Here is a 16,135-nt window from a genome sequence, read left to right as displayed (position 1 = left end):
AAGCGAAAAAATGTCGTACCCAAGAGCGCCCAGCGACCGGTCCCGCGGTGGGGACGAGGACCGGAGAGTGCGATGGACAGTGTCTCCCGCATCTGACAACGTTGTCCAGGCTCTATGCTCGACGCCACATCCTCATACAAGCCCATGACCGACACATCCCCCCGGACAGCAGGAGCCGACGCAATCCCGTGGACGACAGGACAGGACACCGCATCGTGCCCGACACGACCCGCCGCGCAGACCGCCTCCCCGGGAACCGTTACGGCAACCGCCCGACCATGAAGGACGTCGCCGCCCGGGCCGGGGTCGGCCTCAAGACCGTCTCCCGGGTGGTCAACGGGGAGCCCGGCGTCACCCCGGAGACCGAGCGCCGCGTCCAGGAGGCCATCGACGCGCTGGGCTTCCGCCGCAACGACAGCGCGCGGGTGCTCCGCAAGGGCCGCACCGCGAGCATCGGCCTGGTCCTGGAGGATCTGGCCGACCCGTTCTACGGGCCGCTCAGCCGCGCCGTGGAGGAGGTGGCCCGCGCGCACGGTGCCCTGCTGATCAACGGGTCCAGCGCGGAGGACCCGGACCGCGAGCAGGAGCTGGCGCTGGCGCTGTGCGCGCGGCGCGTGGACGGTCTGGTGGTGATCCCGGCCGGGGACGACCACCGGTATCTGGAACCCGAGCTGAAGGCGGGCGTCGCCACGGTGTTCGTGGACCGTCCGGCGGGCCGGATCGACGCGGACGTGGTGGTCTCGGACAACTTCGGCGGTGCCCGCGACGGCGTGACCCACCTCATCGCGCACGGGCACCGCAGGATCGGGTTCATCGGCGACATGCCCCGCATCCACACGGCCGCCGAGCGGCTGCGCGGCTACCGGGCCGCCATGGAGGACGCGGGCATACCCGTCAAGGACTCGTGGATGTCCCTGGGCGTCACCGACCCCGTGCGGGTGCGCCGGGCGGCCGAGGAGATGCTCGCCGACCCGCATCCGGTCACCGCGATCTTCACCGGCAACAACCGGGTGACGGTCACCGTGATCCGGGTCCTGGCCGAGCACACCCGGGGCGTCGCGCTGGTCGGCTTCGACGACATCGAGCTGGCCGACCTGCTCAAGCCGGGCGTCACCGTGGTCGCGCAGGACGCGGCCGCCCTCGGCCGCACCGCCGCCGAGCGGCTCTTCCGGCAGCTGGACGGCTCCCTCCTCGCCCCCGACCGCATCGAACTGCCGACCAGGCTGGTCACCCGGGGCTCGGGCGAGCTGCCGCCGTCGGACTGAACCGCCGCGACGGGCGGCCGCACCCGCCCCGGCGCCGGTCCGGCGTCCGAGCCGGCCCGCCACCGCGCGCGGCCGGACACACCGCCCGCCCGTCCGCGTCACCGGGAGGAAGGACACCGTGTCGCAACCACCGACCCAGGGCGGGGAGTCCGCGCGGCCGCCCGGCCAGGACCGCACGCTGGAGGCGCTCGGGCTGGCCGGGGTGCCGCGCGAGGAGCCGCTGCTGTACCCGGGCGCGTGGCCCCGGGAGTCCGGACTGCTGGACGGGGACCGGCTGCTGCCGCTGGACCGGGCGGTGTACGCGGAGGGCGACGGCCGGGTTCCGGTGCTGGCGATCGGGTCCAACGCGAGCCCCGCCCAGCTGCGGCACAAGATGGCCGAGTTCGGGATCGCCTCGCCGGTTCCGATGGTCAGGTCGCGGGTCACCGGGCTGGACATCGGCGTCTCCGCCCACGTGAGCCGCATGGGCTACGTGTCCGCCTCGCCGGTGGGCGCCCCCGGCGTCGTACGGGAGCTGTTCGTGCTGTGGCTCGACGCCGAGCAGCTCGCGGTGATCGACGCCAGTGAGGGCGTGCCGATGGCGGGCGGCAACTTCGACCGGGTCTGGCTGCCCGCGCCCGACGTGCGTGTCGAGCCGGGGGACGGATCGGTGCTGCGCGGCGCCTACGCGTACGTCAACCGCCACGGCGTCCTGCACGACGGCACCGGTGCGCCGCGGCGCCACCCCGGGGCGCAACGCCCGCTGATCACCGACCTGCTGCACGGGTCGGCGCGGCTGCGTGAGCTGTTCGGAGTGACGCCCGAGGAGTTCTGCGCGCGGGCGCGGGCGGACCGGCGGCTGTGCGACCGGGGGACGCGGTTGTTCGCCGAGGAGGAGCGGGTGACGGCGTCCGGCCTGGAGCGGTACGCCGGCTCCGGCCCGGACGATCCCTTCGCGGGGAGCCGGACGCCGTCGGCGGGGCCTACTGCGCCGATGCCGTGAGGTCGCCGCGCCGCGGGCCGGAGAAGCCCTCCAGGTCGGCGCGGGTCAGGCCGGTCAGCCGGGCGACCTCGCCGATGTCGAGGGCACCGCAGTCCAGGCCGCGCAGCAGGTAGCCGCTGAGCGCCTTGGCGGTGGCGGGCTCGTCCATGACGTCGCCGCCGGCGCGGTTGGCGTAGCGGGCCAGACGGGCGGCGGCCTGCTCGAAGCCCTCGCGGTAGAAGGCGAAGACGGCCGCGTACCGGGTGGGGATGTGGCCGGGGTGCATGTCCCAGCCCTGGTAGTAGGCGCGGGCCAGGGCGCGGCGGGTGAGGCCGTAGTGCAGCCGCCAGGCGTCGTGCACCTGCGCGGTGGGGCCGACCGGCAGGACGTTGGTCGAGCCGTCCGAGACGCGTACGCCGGTGCCGGCGGCGGCGACCTGCATGACCGCCTTGGCGTGGTCGGCGGCCGGGTGGTCGCTGGCCTGGTGGGCGGCGGAGACGCCGAGGCAGGCGCTGTAGTCGAAGGTGCCGTAGTGCAGGCCGGTGGCGCGGCCCTCGGCGGCCTGGATCATGCGGGCGACGGTGGCGGTGCCGTCGGCGGCGAGGATGGACTGGCTGGTCTCGATCTGGATCTCGAAGCCGATCCGGCCGGGTGTGAGGCCCCGCGCCTTCTCGAAGGCCTCCAGGAGCCGCACCATGGCGGTGACCTGCTCGGGGTAGGTCACCTTGGGCAGGGTGAGGACCAGACCCTCGGGCAGGCCGCCGGCCTCCATCAGGCCGCTGAGGAAGACGTCGAGGGTGCGGATGCCCCGGGCACGCACCGGAGCCTCCATGCACTTCATGCGGATGCCCATGTAGGGGGCGGCCGTGCCCTGCTCGTACGCCTCGGCGATCAGGCGGGCGGCGCGGGCGGCCGCCTCGTCCTCCTCGGCGTCCGGGCGGTTGCCGTAGCCGTCCTCGAAGTCGACGCGCAGGTCCTCGACGGGCTCCCGCTCCAGTTTGGCGCGTACGCGGGTGTACACGGGCTCGGCGAGGTCGTCGGAGAGGCCGAGGACGGCGGCGAAGGAGGCGGCGTCCGGGGCGTGTTCGTCGAGCGCGGCGAGGGCCCTGTCGCCCCAGGAGCGGACGGTGTCGGCGGCGAAGGCGTCACCGGGGACGTAGACGGTGTGGACGGGCTGGCGGGTGCCCGGGTCTCCGGGGTAGCGGCGCTCCAGCTCCGCGTCGACCGGTGCGAGGGAGGCACTGATCTCCTCGCCGACGGCGCCCGCGAGGCTCGTTGCCACCTTCTCCTGCTGACCCATCCGACACCCTCCTGATGTTCATTTTTCCGCTGAACGGAATCAGTTATCCGTAGAGTGAAGTTATCTGCCGGTCTCCCGCCGGTCAACACCATCCTGTGCGCACACCGAGGCCCCCGCGACGTCCGTGGACGTCACCGGGGGCCTGGGTGTGCGGTGCGACGGGGAGGCTCAGCCCTTGCGGGTCTTGACTTCCTCGGTGAGCTGCGGGACGACGTCGAAGAGGTCGCCGACGACGCCGTAGTCGACCAGCTCGAAGATCGGGGCCTCGGCGTCCTTGTTGATCGCCACGATCGTCTTCGAGGTCTGCATGCCGGCCCGGTGCTGGATCGCGCCCGAGATGCCGGAGGCGATGTACAGCTGCGGGGAGACGGACTTGCCGGTCTGGCCGACCTGGTTGGTGTGCGGGTACCAGCCCGCGTCCACCGCGGCGCGCGAGGCACCCACGGCCGCACCGAGCGAGTCGGCGAGCGCCTCGATGATCGCGAAGTTCTCCGCGCCGTTCACACCGCGGCCACCGGAGACCACGATCGCGGCCTCGGTCAGCTCCGGGCGGCCGCTCGACTCGCGCGGCGTGCGCGAGGTGACCTTCGTGCCGGTCGCGGCGGCGGAGAAGGACACGTTCAGGGCCTCGACCGCACCGGCGGCCGGGGCGGCCTCCACGGCGGCCGAGTTCGGCTTGACCGTGATGACCGGGGTGCCCTTGGAGACGCGGGACTTGGTGGTGAAGGCGGCGGCGAACACCGACTGGGTGGCCACCGGGCCCTCGTCGCCGGCCTCCAGGTCGACGGCGTCGGTGATGACACCCGAGCCCAGGCGCAGCGCCAGGCGGGCGGCGATCTCCTTGCCCTCGGCGGAGGACGGGACCAGCACGGCGGCCGGGGAGACGGCGGCGACGGCGGCCTGGAGGGCGTCGACCTTCGGCACGACCAGGTAGTCGGTGTACTCGGCGGCCTCGTGGGTCAGCACCTTCACCGCGCCGTGCTCGGCGAGGGCGGCGACGGTGTCACCCGCGCCGTTGCCGAGGGCCACGGCGACGGGCTCGCCGACGCGGCGGGCCAGCGTCAGCAGCTCCAGGGTCGGCTTGCGGACGGCACCGTCCACGTGATCGACGTAGACGAGAACTTCAGCCATGGGACTTCTTCTCTCCTGCTTGCGAAAGATGAGGGACGGTCAGCGAATCCGGGGCTCAGATGAACTTCTGGCCCGCGAGGAACTCGGCGAGCTGCTTGCCGCCCTCGCCCTCGTCCTTGACGATCGTGCCCGCGCTGCGCGCCGGACGCTCGGCGGCCGACTCCACGACCGTGTAGGCGTTCTCCAGACCGACCTCGTCCGCCTCGATGTCGAGGTCGGACAGGTCCCAGGACTGAACCGGCTTCTTCTTGGCCGCCATGATGCCCTTGAAGGACGGGTAACGCGCCTCACCCGACTGGTCGGTCACCGACACGACCGCCGGCAGCGACGCCTCCAACTGCTCCGTGGCCGAGTCGCCGTCACGGCGGCCCTTCACCGTGCCGCCCTCGACCGAGACCTCGGACAGCAGCGTCACCTGCGGCACCCCCAGGCGCTCCGCCAGCAGCGCGGGGACGACACCCATGGTGCCGTCGGTGGAGGCCATGCCGGAGACGACCAGGTCGTAGCCGGCCTTCTCGACCGCCTTGGCCAGCACCAGGGAGGTGCCGATGGCGTCGGTGCCGTGCAGGTCGTCGTCCTCGACGTGGATCGCCTTGTCCGCGCCCATGGACAGCGCCTTGCGCAGGGCGTCCTTGGCGTCCTCGGGACCCACCGTCAGGACGGTGACCTCGACGTCGTCGTCGGAATTCTCGGAGATCTGCAGCGCCTGCTCGACCGCGTACTCGTCCAGCTCGGAGAGCAGACCGTCCACGTCGTCCCGGTCGACGGTCAGGTCATCGGCGAAGTGCCGGTCGCCAGTGGCGTCGGGCACGTACTTCACAGTGACAACGATCCTCAAGCTCACGCCGGCTCTCCTACTGCGTCGACATTTCAGTGCTGCCTCTTGCAGGCAGCATAGGCGCCCCAAGCGGCCGATCCCGGTCGGGGCGACCTGCGCTCCGCCCGGAATATTACTCGTCAGTACATCCAGTTCTTTCCCGCTAAGCAAGCGCTTTGAACTGTGACCTTCGCAACGCAGCGTAACCGGAACCCGACGCCTTCGCAGAAGCCGTCGCGCCGACCGGTCAGTCGCGCAGACCCCGGTAACGCCCCTGGTGGTACAGCAGCGGCTCACCGGCTCCGGCGGGGTCGCCGAGGAGGACTTCCGCCAGCACGATCCGATGGTCCCCCGCGGGCACCCGGCCCACCACACGGCACACGAGCCAGGCGAGCACGCCGTCCAGCACGGGCACCCCGTGCGGGCCCTCCCGCCAGCCGGTGGGTGCCGCGAAGCGGTCGGCGCCGCTGCGGGCGAAGGTGGCCGCCAGCTCCTCCTGGTGCTCGCCGAGCACGTGGACGCCGACGTGCTCCGCCTCGGACACCGCGGGCCAGGTCGACGAGCCGGCGCCGATGCCGAAGGAGAGCAGCGGCGGGCGGGCGGAGACGGAGGTGAGGGACGTGGCCGTGAAACCGGCCGGACCGTGCGGACCCCGCGCGGTGATCACCGCGACGCCCGCCGCGTGCCGCCGGAAGACGGACCGCAGCAGGTCGTCGGTGGCGGGCCGCGCCGCGGCGAGGTCGGGTGTGGCCGTCATACGGGATGGCCCTTCTGCGTTGCGCCTCGGTCCCGGAAACGGCGAGCGGGGCACGGAGGCAGGCTGACGACGGATGGCACACACAGTCAATTACGTCCCGGGATGCGGAGGCTGTGGAGAAGACCTCACCGGTGGCGTGGCGCTTGTCACACCGCCTCGCCCAGCGCGGCGATCACGTCCGCCCTGCGCGGCTGCCCGACGGCACGCCGTACGACGCGGCCGTCGGCGTCCAGGACCAGCACCGTGGGGGTCTTGAGCACGTCGAGCGCGCGGACGAGTTCCAGGTGTCCCTCGGCGTCGATCTCGACGTGGGCGACGCCGGGCACCAGACCCGCCACCTCGCCCAGTACCCGCCGGGTGGCCCGGCAGGGCGCGCAGAAGGCGCTGGAGAACTGTACGAGCGTCGCGCGGGCGCCGAGTTCCGCACCCAGGTCGGCCGCGTCCAGCCGTGGGACGGCGGCCGCCGCCCGCCCGTCGTCGTCCTGGCCGCGCACCGGCGTGCCCCCGTTCCGCCGCCACCGCGGCACTCATGGACGCGCGTACCCGCACGCCACCGGTTCGGTACTCCGAAGGTGCAGCGCTCGCGGAGCGCCGGAGATTCCCGCTCCCCGTCGCATTTCGGCCACGGGAGGCCGGGCAAGTGATGAGGATCTCGCCGCACACGGGCACCAAGGCTGGTACACCGGCCGTTCTTGGGGCACGATCTGCGACAAGCCCGTAAACCTACGGGTGCGTAACTTTCGACTGGGAGTTCCCTTCCCAGGCCGACAAGGAAGGGTTCGACCCGCCCATGGCAGAACTCGTCTACCGCCCGGTGATCGGTCTCGCCCGCACCCTGTTCAAGGCGTGGGACCTCAAGATCGACTGCCAGGGATCGGAGAACATCCCGCGCTCGGGCGGCGCCGTGCTGGTGAGCAACCACATCAGCTACCTGGACTTCATCTTCGACGGCCTGGCCGCGCTGCCGCAGAAGCGGCTGGTGCGCTTCATGGCGAAGGAGTCGGTCTTCCGGCACCGGATCTCGGGTCCGCTGATGCGCGGGATGAAGCACATCCCGGTCGACCGCAAGCAGGGCGAGGCGGCCTACGCGCACGCCCTGGACTCGCTGAAGTCGGGTGAGATCGTCGGTGTCTTCCCCGAGGCGACGATCTCCGAGTCGTTCACCCTGAAGAGCTTCAAGTCGGGTGCCGCGCGGCTCGCGCAGGAGGCGGGCGTCCCCCTGGTCCCCATGGCCCTGTGGGGCACCCAGCGCCTGTGGACCAAGGGCCACCCGCGCAACTTCAAGCGCAGCCACACCCCGATCACCATCCGGGTGGGCGAGGCGATGGAGGCCCCCCGCGAGCAGTACGCGGGCGCCATCACCCGACGGCTGCGCGAGCGGGTGCAGGAGCTGCTGGAGGCCGCGCAGCGCGCCTACCCCGTACGCCCCAAGGGGGCCGACGACACCTGGTGGATGCCGGCCCACCTCGGCGGCACCGCCCCGACACCCGAGCAGCTGCGCACGGCCCAGGCGCACTGAGCCGGGCGTCTCAGAGGGCGGCCGGGAGGCTCTGCCACAGGTGCGGACGGTCGGTGGCCGCCTTGAGGACGTCCAGCACCGCCGGGTGCGGCGCCGCGTACAGCTCCGGGTAGTCCGCCTCGCCCGCCGCGAGGTCCGGCGTGAAGGCCAGTCGCTCCCCGCCCAGGGAGAACTGCGCGTTCACGCCGGGCTTGTTCCCGCGCGGGTCCTGCCGGTGCCAGGCGCCGTCCAGGCGTACGGCGACCAGTCCGTGCACCACGTCGAAACGCTGGTAGCACAGCGCGGTGGGGATGTCCTCGGCCCGCAGCAGCGCGGCCAGCGCGTGGGCCTTGGCGTAGCAGATGCCGGTGCGCCGCTCCAGGACGTCGGAGGCCCGCCAGGTGACGCGCGGGTCCCCGGAGTCCTGTGAGTGCGGGATGGTGTCGCGCACGAACTCGAAGGCCAGCCGCGCATAGTCATACGAGTCCTCCGCCTCCATCGCCAATCGGCCGGCCACCTCCCGTACCCGGGGGTGTTCGTGGTCGATGGCCTCGTCGGCAGCCAGGTAGGCGGACAGGTCAGGGGTTTGCTGGATCAGCTCCATGCCCGCAGAGCATAGGAATACGATCACCCATCGGTCAATGATTTTTCAGGTGACCGCATACCTATGCACACTCGGGAGGGCCCCGCGTCAGCGTGCCGTCTCCTCCTTGAGGGCGGCCACGAACGCGTCGACGTCCTCCTCCGTGGTGTCGAAGGCGCACATCCAGCGCACGTCGCCGGCCGCCTCGTCCCAGAAGTAGAAGCGGAACCGCTGCTGCAGGCGCTCGCTCACGTCGTGCGGCAGCCGGGCGAAGACCGCGTTGGCCTGCACCGGGTAGAGGATCTCGACCCCGTGCACGGCGCGCACGCCCTCGGCCAGGCGCTGTGCCATCTCGTTGGAGTGCCGGGCGTTGCGCAGCCACAGGTCCTTGGCCAGCAGCGCCTCCAGCTGCACGGACACGAAGCGCATCTTGGAGGCGAGTTGCATGGACAGCTTGCGCAGGTGCTTCATGTGGCGCACCGCGTCCTGGTTCAGCACCACGACCGCCTCGCCGAACAGGGCGCCGTTCTTGGTGCCGCCGAGCGAGAGGAGGTCGACGCCGACCGCGTTGGTGAACGTCCGCATGGGGACGTCCAGCGAGGCGGCGGCGTTGGCTATCCGGGAGCCGTCCAGGTGCACCTTCATGCCGTGCGCGTGGGCGTGCTCGCAGATGCCGCGGATCTCGTCGGGCGTGTAGAGGGTGCCCAGCTCGGTGCTCTGGGTGATCGAGACGACCTGCGGCATCGCGCGGTGCTCGTCGTCCCAGCCGTACGCCTGCCGGTCGATCAGCTCGGGCGTGAGCTTGCCGTCCGGGGTGGGGACGGTGAGCAGCTTGAGGCCGCCCATGCGCTCGGGGGCGCCGCCCTCGTCGACGTTGATGTGCGCGCTCTCGGCGCAGATCACCGCGCCCCAGCGGTCGGTGACCGCCTGGAGCGCGACGACATTGGCGCCGGTGCCGTTGAAGACCGGGAACGCCTCGGCGCCGGAACCGAAGTGGCTGCGGATCACGCGCTGGAGGTTGTCGGTGTAGTCGTCCTCGCCGTACGCGACCTGGTGTCCGCCGTTGGCCAGCGCCAGGGCGGCGAGCACCTCCGGGTGGGCCCCGGCGTAGTTGTCACTGGCGAAACCGCGGACCTCGGGGTCGTGATGGCGACGCGCGTCGGTCTTCGGGGGATTCACGGCTTCTCGGTCAGCCACAGACGGTTTCCGTTCACTTCCGCGGCGGGCTTGTCCCAGACACCGGCGACCGCCTCGGCGAGGTCACGCACGTCCGTGAAGCCCGCGAACTTCGCGTTGGGGCGCTCGGCGCGCATCGCGTCGTGCACCAACGCCTTGACCACCAGGATCGCAGCCGCCGACGTCGGTCCCTGCTCGCCCCCCGCCTTGCGGAAGTAGTCCGCCATGGCCAGCGTCCACGCCTCGGCGGCGGCCTTGGCGGCCGAGTAGGCGGCGTTGCCCGCGGTGGGACTGGACGCGCCGGCGGCGCTGATCAGGAGGTAGCGGCCGCGGTCGCTGCGCTGGAGCGCCTCGTGGAAGGCGAGGGAGGTGTGCTGCACGGTGCGGACCAGCAGCTTCTCCAGCAGGTCCCAGTCGCCCAGTTCGGTCTTGGTGAAGGTCTTGCTGCCGCGCCAGCCGCCCACGAGGTGGACGACGCCGTCGACGTGGCCGAACTCCTCCTCGGTGCGGTCGGCCCAGGCCCGGGTGGAGTCCAGGTCCAGCAGGTCGACGGTCTCGCCGGTGACGGTGGCACCGCCGTGCGCGTAGCGTGCCGCGTCCACCGCCTCGGCCAGCCGCTCCGGGTCGTTGTCCGCGCCGACGACGGTCGCACCCGCCTCGGCGAGCCGCAGCAGCGCGGCCCGTCCGGCGGGTCCGCCCGCCCCGGCCACCGCGATCACCGCGCCGTCGAGCGCCCCGTTCCCCATGGTCCTCGCCTCCCGAGCCTGCTGAGCGTGTGCCTGCCGTGCCTGCCGTGCCTGTTCGTGCGTGCCGCCGCCGTCGCTCACGCGGCGGCCCGCTCGGCGCCGTCCGCGGCTCCGGTGATGCCCCGGGTCGAGGCGATCACCTTCTTGAGCTTCTTGGACAGGGCCTCGTAGAACATGCTCAGCGGAAACTCGTCCGGAAGCACGTCGTCGACGAGTTTGCGCGGCGGCAGGGACAGGTCCAGGGCGTCGGGGCCCTTGGCCCACTTCGAACCCGGGTGCGGGGCGAGGTAGGTGGAGACCAGCTCGTAGCCGGCGAACCAGTGGACGATCTTCGGGCGGTCGATGCCGTCGCGGTAGAGCTTCTCGATCTCGGCGCAGAGCTGGTTGGTGACCTGCGGGGCGCGCTGCCAGTCGATGAAGAGCTTGTTGTCGGTCCAGCGCACGACGTCGTGCTTGTGCAGGTAGGCGAAGAGGAGCTGGCCGCCGAGACCGTCGTAGTTGCGCACCCGCTCGCCGGTGACCGGGAAGCGGAACATGCGGTCGAAGAGCACCGCGTACTGCACGTCGCGGGCCTGCGGGACGCCGTCCGCCTCCAGCTTCACGGCCTCCTTGAAGGCGGTGAGGTCGCAGCGCAGCTCCTCCAGGCCGTACATCCAGAACGGCTGGCGCTGCTTGATCATGAAGGGGTCGAACGGCAGGTCGCCGTGGCTGTGGGTGCGGTCGTGGACCATGTCCCACAGGACGAACGCCTCTTCGCAGCGCTTCTGGTCGTGGACCATCGCGGCGACGTCCTCGGGCAGCTCCAGGCCCAGCAGGTCCACGGCGGCGTCGGTGACGCGGCGGAAGCGGGCGGCCTCGCGGTCGCAGAAGATGCCGCCCCAGGAGAAGCGCTCGGGGGCCTCGCGCACGGCGATGGTCTCCGGGAAGAGGACGGCGGAGTTGGTGTCGTAGCCGGCCGTGAAGTCCTCGAAGGTGATGCCGCAGAACAGCGGGTTGTCGTAGCGGGTGCGCTCCAGTTCGGCCAGCCAGTCGGGCCAGACCATGCGCAGCACGACCGCTTCGAGGTTGCGGTCCGGGTTGCCGTTCTGCGTGTACATCGGGAAGACGACCAGGTGCTGGAGGCCGTCCGCGCGGTTCGCGGCGGGCTGGAAGGCCAGCAGGGAGTCGAGGAAGTCGGGCACCTCGAAGCCGCCGTCGGCCCAGCGGCCGAGGTCGGCCACCAGGGCCTCGTGGTAGGCACGGTCGTGCGGCAGCAGCGGGGACAGTTCGCGCACGGCCGCCGTGACGCGGCGTACGGCGTCCTCGGCGGCGGCCCGCTCGGGAGCGCCCTCGGCGTCGAAGTCGATCGACCCGTCCTTCGACTGCCATGGCCGGATCCGCTCCACGGCATCCTTGAGCACGGGCCAGGCCGGGTGCTCCACCACCCTGCTCGCCGGAGGAACGTTCTCCTCCACACCCACCTGCACAAGAATTTCCGTCATGTCCCATCCTCCACGGGAGAAGCTTGCGTCAAGACACCGTAGACATACGACGTTTCTCCAATCAAGGGGAGGCTCCGTAAATTATCCTGCCTCACCCCCAACTTCGCCGCATTTTTTCCTGTCGAGCGCCGGGCTCGTATACCCGGCGCGGCAGGGGGGAAACGGTCCGGCAGGGCCGTTAGGCTGCCGCCCTGCCCAGCCGACGTCGACGGAAGCGAGTCGAGCCTTGAACTTCCTCACCATCGGTCACCGCGGAGCGATGGGTGTCGAACCCGAGAACACCCTGCGCTCCTTCGTCGCCGCCGAGCAGGCCGGCCTCGACGTCGTCGAACTGGACCTGCACCTGAGCAAGGACGGCGCGCTCGTCGTCATGCACGACGCCGACGTGGACCGCACCACCGACGGCACCGGTGCGATCGCCGACAAGACCCTCGAGGAGCTGCGCGCCCTGGACGCCGGCCGCGGGGAGCGGATCCCGGTCTTCGAGGAGGTGCTGGACGCCGTCTCGGTGCCGTTGCAGGCCGAGATCAAGGACGCGGCGGCCGCACGGGGCCTCGCCGAGGTGATGCTCCGCCGGGACCTGGTGGACCGGGTGGAGGTGATCTCGTTCCACGACGAGGCCATCGTCGAGATCGCCCGGCTGGTGCCGGGGGTGCGGACCGCCCTGGTGGCGCAGTACTACGGCCCCGAGGTCGTGGACCGCGCCGTGGAGGCGGGCGCCCGGACCCTGTGTCTGGACATCAACAGGGTGACGCTGGAGATCGTGCGAAAGGCCCGCAAGGCGGGGCTGCGGGTGTTCTGCTGGACCGTGAACACCCAGGACCACCTGCGACTGGTGCGCGCCCTGGGCCTCGACGGCGCGACGACCGACTACCCGGAGATCAAACGCACCGGCCGCTTCACCGCCTGAGCGGCCCGAGCCGCCTCAGCGGCCGGATCCGGCGCACTCGCCTCACACCAGCGGCTTGACCAGCAGCTCGAACTGGAGGTCGTCGCGCTGCGGGACGCCGAAGCGCTCGTCGCCGTACGGGAAGGGGGTCATCTCTCCCGTACGGCGGTAGCCGCGGCGCTCGTACCAGGCGATGAGGTCCTCGCGCACGGAGATCACCGTCATGTGCATCTCCGTGACGCCCCACGTCGCGCGGGCCCGCCGTTCCGCCTCCGCGATGATCGTCTTGCCCAGTCCCTCGCCCTGGAGCGCCGGGCTGACGGCGAACATCCCGAAGTAGGCGTGCGCCCCCCGGTGCTCCAGCTGGCAGCAGGCCACGATCCGGCCGTCCCGCTCCACCGTCAGCAGACGGCTGTCCGGCGCCTTGACGACCTCCAGCACGCCCTGCGGGTCGGTGCGCTGCCCCTGGAGGATGTCCGCCTCGGTGGTCCACCCGGCCCGGCTCGCGTCGCCCCGGTACGCGGACTCGATGAGCGCCACGAGCGCGTCCACGTCGGCGTCGGTGGCGTCGCGGTAGGTCAGCGGGCTGGCGGCGGTGTCCATGGGGCGTCTCCGGTTCGGTCTCGGGCACGGCGCGGGCACCGATGAGCGTAACGCCGTCGCCGGTCCCCTAGGGTCGGGAGGCATGGTGCACGTACTCAGCAGCCGGACCCTGCTCCGCCCCACCGACCCCGACCGCTCGCGCGCCTTCTACGGCGAGCAGCTCGGCCTCGCCGTCCACCGGGAGTTCGGCACCGGTCCGGAGCGGGGCACCGTCTACTTCCTCGGCGGCGGCTTCCTGGAGGTCTCCGGACGCTCCGAGGTTCCCCTCGCCCCAGGGCTCCTCCTGTGGCTCCAGGTCGAGGACGCGGCGGCGGCCCACGAGGAACTGCGCGCCAAGGGCGTGGAGATCGTGCGACCGCCGGTCAAGGAGCCGTGGGGGCTGGTGGAGATGTGGGTCGCGGACCCGGACGGCACCCGGATCGTGCTGGTGGAGGTGCCCGCGGAGCATCCGCTGCGCTACCGGCCGGGGCTCTGAGCCGCCGGGGAGGGTCCGCGGCCGGGGCGCGTACGTGCCGGATGGCCGCGGCCCCGGCCCGGCCTTAGCGTGCTGGAGGGGGACGGACGGTCTGCGGCCCCGGCGGAAGGACGCCAGCACGATGAAGCTCCACGAACCGGTGACCGGCGGGCCCTGCTGGGCGGAGCTGGGAACCACCGACCTGGAAGCGGCCAAGCGGTTCTACACCAAGCTGTTCGGCTGGTACCCGGAGCCGGACCCGCGGCAGCAGGCGGGCGGTTACACGATCGCCCGGCTCGACGAGGCGCCGGTCGCCGCCCTGACGCCGCTGCACCAGCAGGGGCAGCCGGTCGCGTGGAACGTGTCGTTCGCCGTGCGCGACGCGGACGCGGCCGTGCGGCAGGTGACGGCGGCCGGCGGGGCGGTGCTCCAGGGGCCCGCCGACGTCTTCGACGCGGGCCGGGTCGCGATGGCCGCCGATCCGACCGGGGCGGTGTTCCAGGTGTGGCAGGGGCGCTCGTTCCCCGGTGCCGGGCTGTTCAACGCGCCCGGCTCGCTGGGCTGGGTGGAGCTGCTGACCCGGGAGCCCGACCGGGCGGCCGACTTCTACACGACGGTGTTCGGCTGGAGCGTCGGCGCCTCGGACCGCTATCCGCAGTGGGGGATCGACGGGGCGGACTTCGGCGGCATGGTGACGATGGACGACAAGTTCCCGCACGAGGTACCGGCGCACTGGCTGCCGTACTTCGCGGTGGCCGACGTGAACACCGTCGCGGTCGACACGACCGACGGCGGCGGCACCGTGCTCATGGAGCCGACCTCCGTGCCCGACGGGCCGCGCATCGCGGTGCTGCGGGACCCGCAGGGCGCGATGTTCGGCGTGTACCGGGCGGGCGACGAGCGCTGATCCGCCCGGCGCGGGAGGCCGCCGCCGTCGGCAGGCACATGAGCGGGGCGCTCAGGCCCGCAGCGCGTCCAGACGGCCCTCCAGCTGGCCCAGCAGTCCGCCGAGGAGCGCCGCCAGCTCGTCCTGCCGGGGGCCGTCCACGCCGGACAGGACGGCCGACTCGTAGGCGAGCTGTTCGGGGAGGATGCCGTCGACGAGCTCGCGTCCGGCGTCCGTGAGGCGGACGTGGGCGACCCGGCGGTCGCGGGTGTCGCCGCGCCGCTCGACGAGGCCGCGCTCGGTGAGCTGCTTGAGGCGCTTGGTGACGGCGGCGCCGGAGGAGAAGGTCTCCCGGGCCAGCTCCCCGGGGGTCAGCTCGTGCCCGGTGCGGCGCAGCGCGCCCAGCAGGTCGAACTCGGCGCGGCTGAGGCCCGCCCGGCGCAGCGGGGCGTCCTCGGCCTGCTGGAGGAGGGCGGCGCAGCGGTTGATGCGCCCGATGATCTCCATCGGCCCGGTGTCGAGGTCCGGGCGGACGGCGCGCCACTGACGCACGACCGCGGCCACGGTGTCGCCGCCGGGCCCCGTCCCGCCGTCACCGGCTCCCCCGCCGTTCGCTCCCCCGTCGGTTGCGGTCATGGCCGTACGTCCTCCGTTCTGGTGCCGGCGTCCCGGTCCGGACGCGCTGCCTGGCGTCGCACCGCCTCGGCGAGCGTACGGTGTCCGGACCGCTCGGCGAGCACGACCCTCTCCTGGGGCAGTGCGCGCCCCCACCATTCACCGGCCGCCCCGTCGGCGGTGGCCCGCAGGTCGGTCAGCGCGGCGGCCAGGCCCCGGCGGGCGGCCTCCAGGGCGCCGGGGGCGGGGGCGGGTTCGGCGAGGAGGCGCGCGGCGCGCTCCCGGGCGCGGTCGGCCGCGGCCACCGCCTGTTCGACGCGGCTCCCGGCGCGCCGGTTGGTGACGACGACGGCGGCGAGGAAGCCGACCAGGGCCCCGACGAGGGTGTCCACGGCCCGCTCGGTCATCAGGTCGCCGGGGGCCTGGTAGCCGGCGAACTCGGTGACGAGCAGGGCCATCGGGGTGACGCAGACGCTGCCGAGCCAGTAGTTGCGGGTGATGAGGGCCTCGGCGCCGAAGTTGAGGGCGAGGCAGCACAGGACGAGCAGCGCCTGCCCGAGGTGCGCCAGCGGGGCTATGGCGGCGAACAGCAGCACCCCCGCGAGGTTGCCGACGACGCGCTGCACGGCCCGGCTCCAGGTCAGGGTCAGGTTCGTCTGGTAGAGCGCGGCGGCGGTGACCAGGGCCCAGTAGGGGCGGCCGATACCGAGGGCGAGGGAGGCGTACCCGGCCAGCGCGCAGCCGAGGGCGGTGCGCGCGGCGATCGGGGACAGCGGGCCCAGCCGCTGCCACAGGGGCACGGGGCGGGCGGCGAGTTCGGCGTCCACGCCGAGGAGTTCGTCCCGGTCCCCCGGGGCGTCGCCGGTGCGGGGGACGCGGCCGCCGCCGCGCAGGGCGCGGGCCCAGGTACGCAGCCGCTCCGGGTCGGTGTCGGCGGGGGCGGCCAGCGCGACCTCGGCCCGGACGACGAGGC

18 protein-coding genes are annotated in these 16,135 nt (G+C 72.5%); 6 read left to right on the top strand and 12 right to left on the bottom strand.

The genetic code is table 11. The annotated features are described in order from the left end of the window. The first annotated feature begins 188 nt into the window (after positions 1-188). A complete protein-coding gene (locus BZZ08_RS26525; RefSeq protein ID WP_198601707.1) occupies positions 189-1,265 on the top strand; it encodes a LacI family DNA-binding transcriptional regulator in 1,077 nt (358 codons plus the stop codon). A gap of 118 nt (positions 1,266-1,383) precedes the next feature. Beyond that, a complete protein-coding gene (locus BZZ08_RS26520; protein WP_104634747.1) occupies positions 1,384-2,247 on the top strand; it encodes a hypothetical protein in 864 nt (287 codons plus the stop codon). Here the strand turns inward: BZZ08_RS26520 and BZZ08_RS26515 are convergent. The 5 genes from BZZ08_RS26515 to BZZ08_RS26495 all read right to left on the bottom strand — a co-directional run bounded on the left by BZZ08_RS26515 (position 2,228) and on the right by BZZ08_RS26495 (position 6,758). Further along, positions 2,228-3,526, bottom strand: a complete 1,299-nt coding sequence (locus BZZ08_RS26515; protein ID WP_104634746.1) for a DUF6986 family protein — start codon at positions 3,524-3,526, stop codon at positions 2,228-2,230. The two genes, BZZ08_RS26520 and BZZ08_RS26515, sit on opposite strands and share 20 nt — an antisense overlap. Before the next feature lie 168 nt (positions 3,527-3,694). Next, on the bottom strand, positions 3,695-4,657 hold the full coding sequence (locus BZZ08_RS26510; protein WP_104634745.1) for an electron transfer flavoprotein subunit alpha/FixB family protein: 963 nt from the start codon (positions 4,655-4,657) through the stop codon (positions 3,695-3,697). Between the two features lie 55 nt (positions 4,658-4,712). Next, positions 4,713-5,501 (bottom strand): electron transfer flavoprotein subunit beta/FixA family protein, encoded by a 789-nt coding sequence (locus BZZ08_RS26505; RefSeq protein ID WP_104634744.1) that lies wholly within the window; start codon positions 5,499-5,501, stop codon positions 4,713-4,715. Between the two features lie 220 nt (positions 5,502-5,721). After that, positions 5,722-6,231 carry a flavin reductase family protein gene (locus BZZ08_RS26500; protein ID WP_104634743.1) on the bottom strand — a complete coding sequence of 170 codons (510 nt, stop codon included), beginning with the start codon at positions 6,229-6,231 and terminating at the stop codon, positions 5,722-5,724. Between the two features lie 146 nt (positions 6,232-6,377). Beyond that, positions 6,378-6,758: a thioredoxin family protein gene (locus BZZ08_RS26495; RefSeq protein ID WP_104634742.1), complete on the bottom strand. Its 381-nt coding sequence runs from the start codon at positions 6,756-6,758 to the stop codon at positions 6,378-6,380. 263 nt (positions 6,759-7,021) lie between these two features. Between BZZ08_RS26495 and BZZ08_RS26490 the strand changes: the two genes are divergently transcribed. Then, positions 7,022-7,750: a lysophospholipid acyltransferase family protein gene (locus BZZ08_RS26490; RefSeq protein ID WP_104634741.1), complete on the top strand. Its 729-nt coding sequence runs from the start codon at positions 7,022-7,024 to the stop codon at positions 7,748-7,750. A 10-nt stretch (positions 7,751-7,760) separates the two neighbouring features. Here BZZ08_RS26490 and BZZ08_RS26485 read toward each other — a convergent pair whose 3' ends face one another. The 4 genes from BZZ08_RS26485 to BZZ08_RS26470 all read right to left on the bottom strand — a co-directional run bounded on the left by BZZ08_RS26485 (position 7,761) and on the right by BZZ08_RS26470 (position 11,715). Then, a complete protein-coding gene (locus BZZ08_RS26485; RefSeq protein ID WP_198601706.1) occupies positions 7,761-8,333 on the bottom strand; it encodes a transglutaminase domain-containing protein in 573 nt (190 codons plus the stop codon). An 87-nt stretch (positions 8,334-8,420) separates the two neighbouring features. Next, positions 8,421-9,491: a threonine aldolase family protein gene (locus tag BZZ08_RS26480; protein WP_104634739.1), complete on the bottom strand. Its 1,071-nt coding sequence runs from the start codon at positions 9,489-9,491 to the stop codon at positions 8,421-8,423. Further along, a complete protein-coding gene (locus BZZ08_RS26475; protein WP_198601705.1) occupies positions 9,488-10,234 on the bottom strand; it encodes an SDR family NAD(P)-dependent oxidoreductase in 747 nt (248 codons plus the stop codon). The genes BZZ08_RS26480 and BZZ08_RS26475 overlap by 4 nt, the downstream gene beginning before the upstream one ends. 77 nt (positions 10,235-10,311) lie before the next feature. After that, entirely contained in the window at positions 10,312-11,715 is a 1,404-nt protein-coding gene (locus tag BZZ08_RS26470) for a DUF6421 family protein (RefSeq protein WP_104634737.1), read from the bottom strand. Positions 11,716-11,941: 226 nt separating this feature from the next. Between BZZ08_RS26470 and BZZ08_RS26465 the strand changes: the two genes are divergently transcribed. Continuing rightward, positions 11,942-12,625, top strand: coding sequence for a glycerophosphodiester phosphodiesterase (locus BZZ08_RS26465; RefSeq protein ID WP_030182086.1), 684 nt, complete (start codon positions 11,942-11,944; stop codon positions 12,623-12,625). A 42-nt stretch (positions 12,626-12,667) separates the two neighbouring features. Here BZZ08_RS26465 and BZZ08_RS26460 read toward each other — a convergent pair whose 3' ends face one another. Beyond that, on the bottom strand, positions 12,668-13,207 hold the full coding sequence (locus BZZ08_RS26460; RefSeq protein ID WP_104634736.1) for a GNAT family N-acetyltransferase: 540 nt from the start codon (positions 13,205-13,207) through the stop codon (positions 12,668-12,670). 82 nt (positions 13,208-13,289) lie between these two features. Between BZZ08_RS26460 and BZZ08_RS26455 the strand changes: the two genes are divergently transcribed. Further along, entirely contained in the window at positions 13,290-13,682 is a 393-nt protein-coding gene (locus BZZ08_RS26455) for a VOC family protein (protein ID WP_104634735.1), read from the top strand. Positions 13,683-13,803: 121 nt separating this feature from the next. Continuing rightward, entirely contained in the window at positions 13,804-14,568 is a 765-nt protein-coding gene (locus BZZ08_RS26450) for a VOC family protein (protein WP_198601704.1), read from the top strand. A gap of 51 nt (positions 14,569-14,619) precedes the next feature. Here BZZ08_RS26450 and BZZ08_RS26445 read toward each other — a convergent pair whose 3' ends face one another. Further along, positions 14,620-15,183, bottom strand: coding sequence for a MarR family winged helix-turn-helix transcriptional regulator (locus tag BZZ08_RS26445; RefSeq protein ID WP_104634733.1), 564 nt, complete (start codon positions 15,181-15,183; stop codon positions 14,620-14,622). Then, positions 15,180-16,135: FUSC family protein (locus BZZ08_RS26440; RefSeq protein WP_133169225.1), on the bottom strand; the 956-nt coding region annotated here is incomplete at its 5' end. The genes BZZ08_RS26440 and BZZ08_RS26445, both read right to left, overlap by 4 nt.

It is taken from the genome of Streptomyces sp. MH60 (assembly GCF_002939385.1).
Classification (GTDB): Bacteria; Actinomycetota; Actinomycetes; order Streptomycetales; family Streptomycetaceae; genus Streptomyces.
This window is presented reverse-complemented; position numbering and strand designations above follow the sequence as displayed.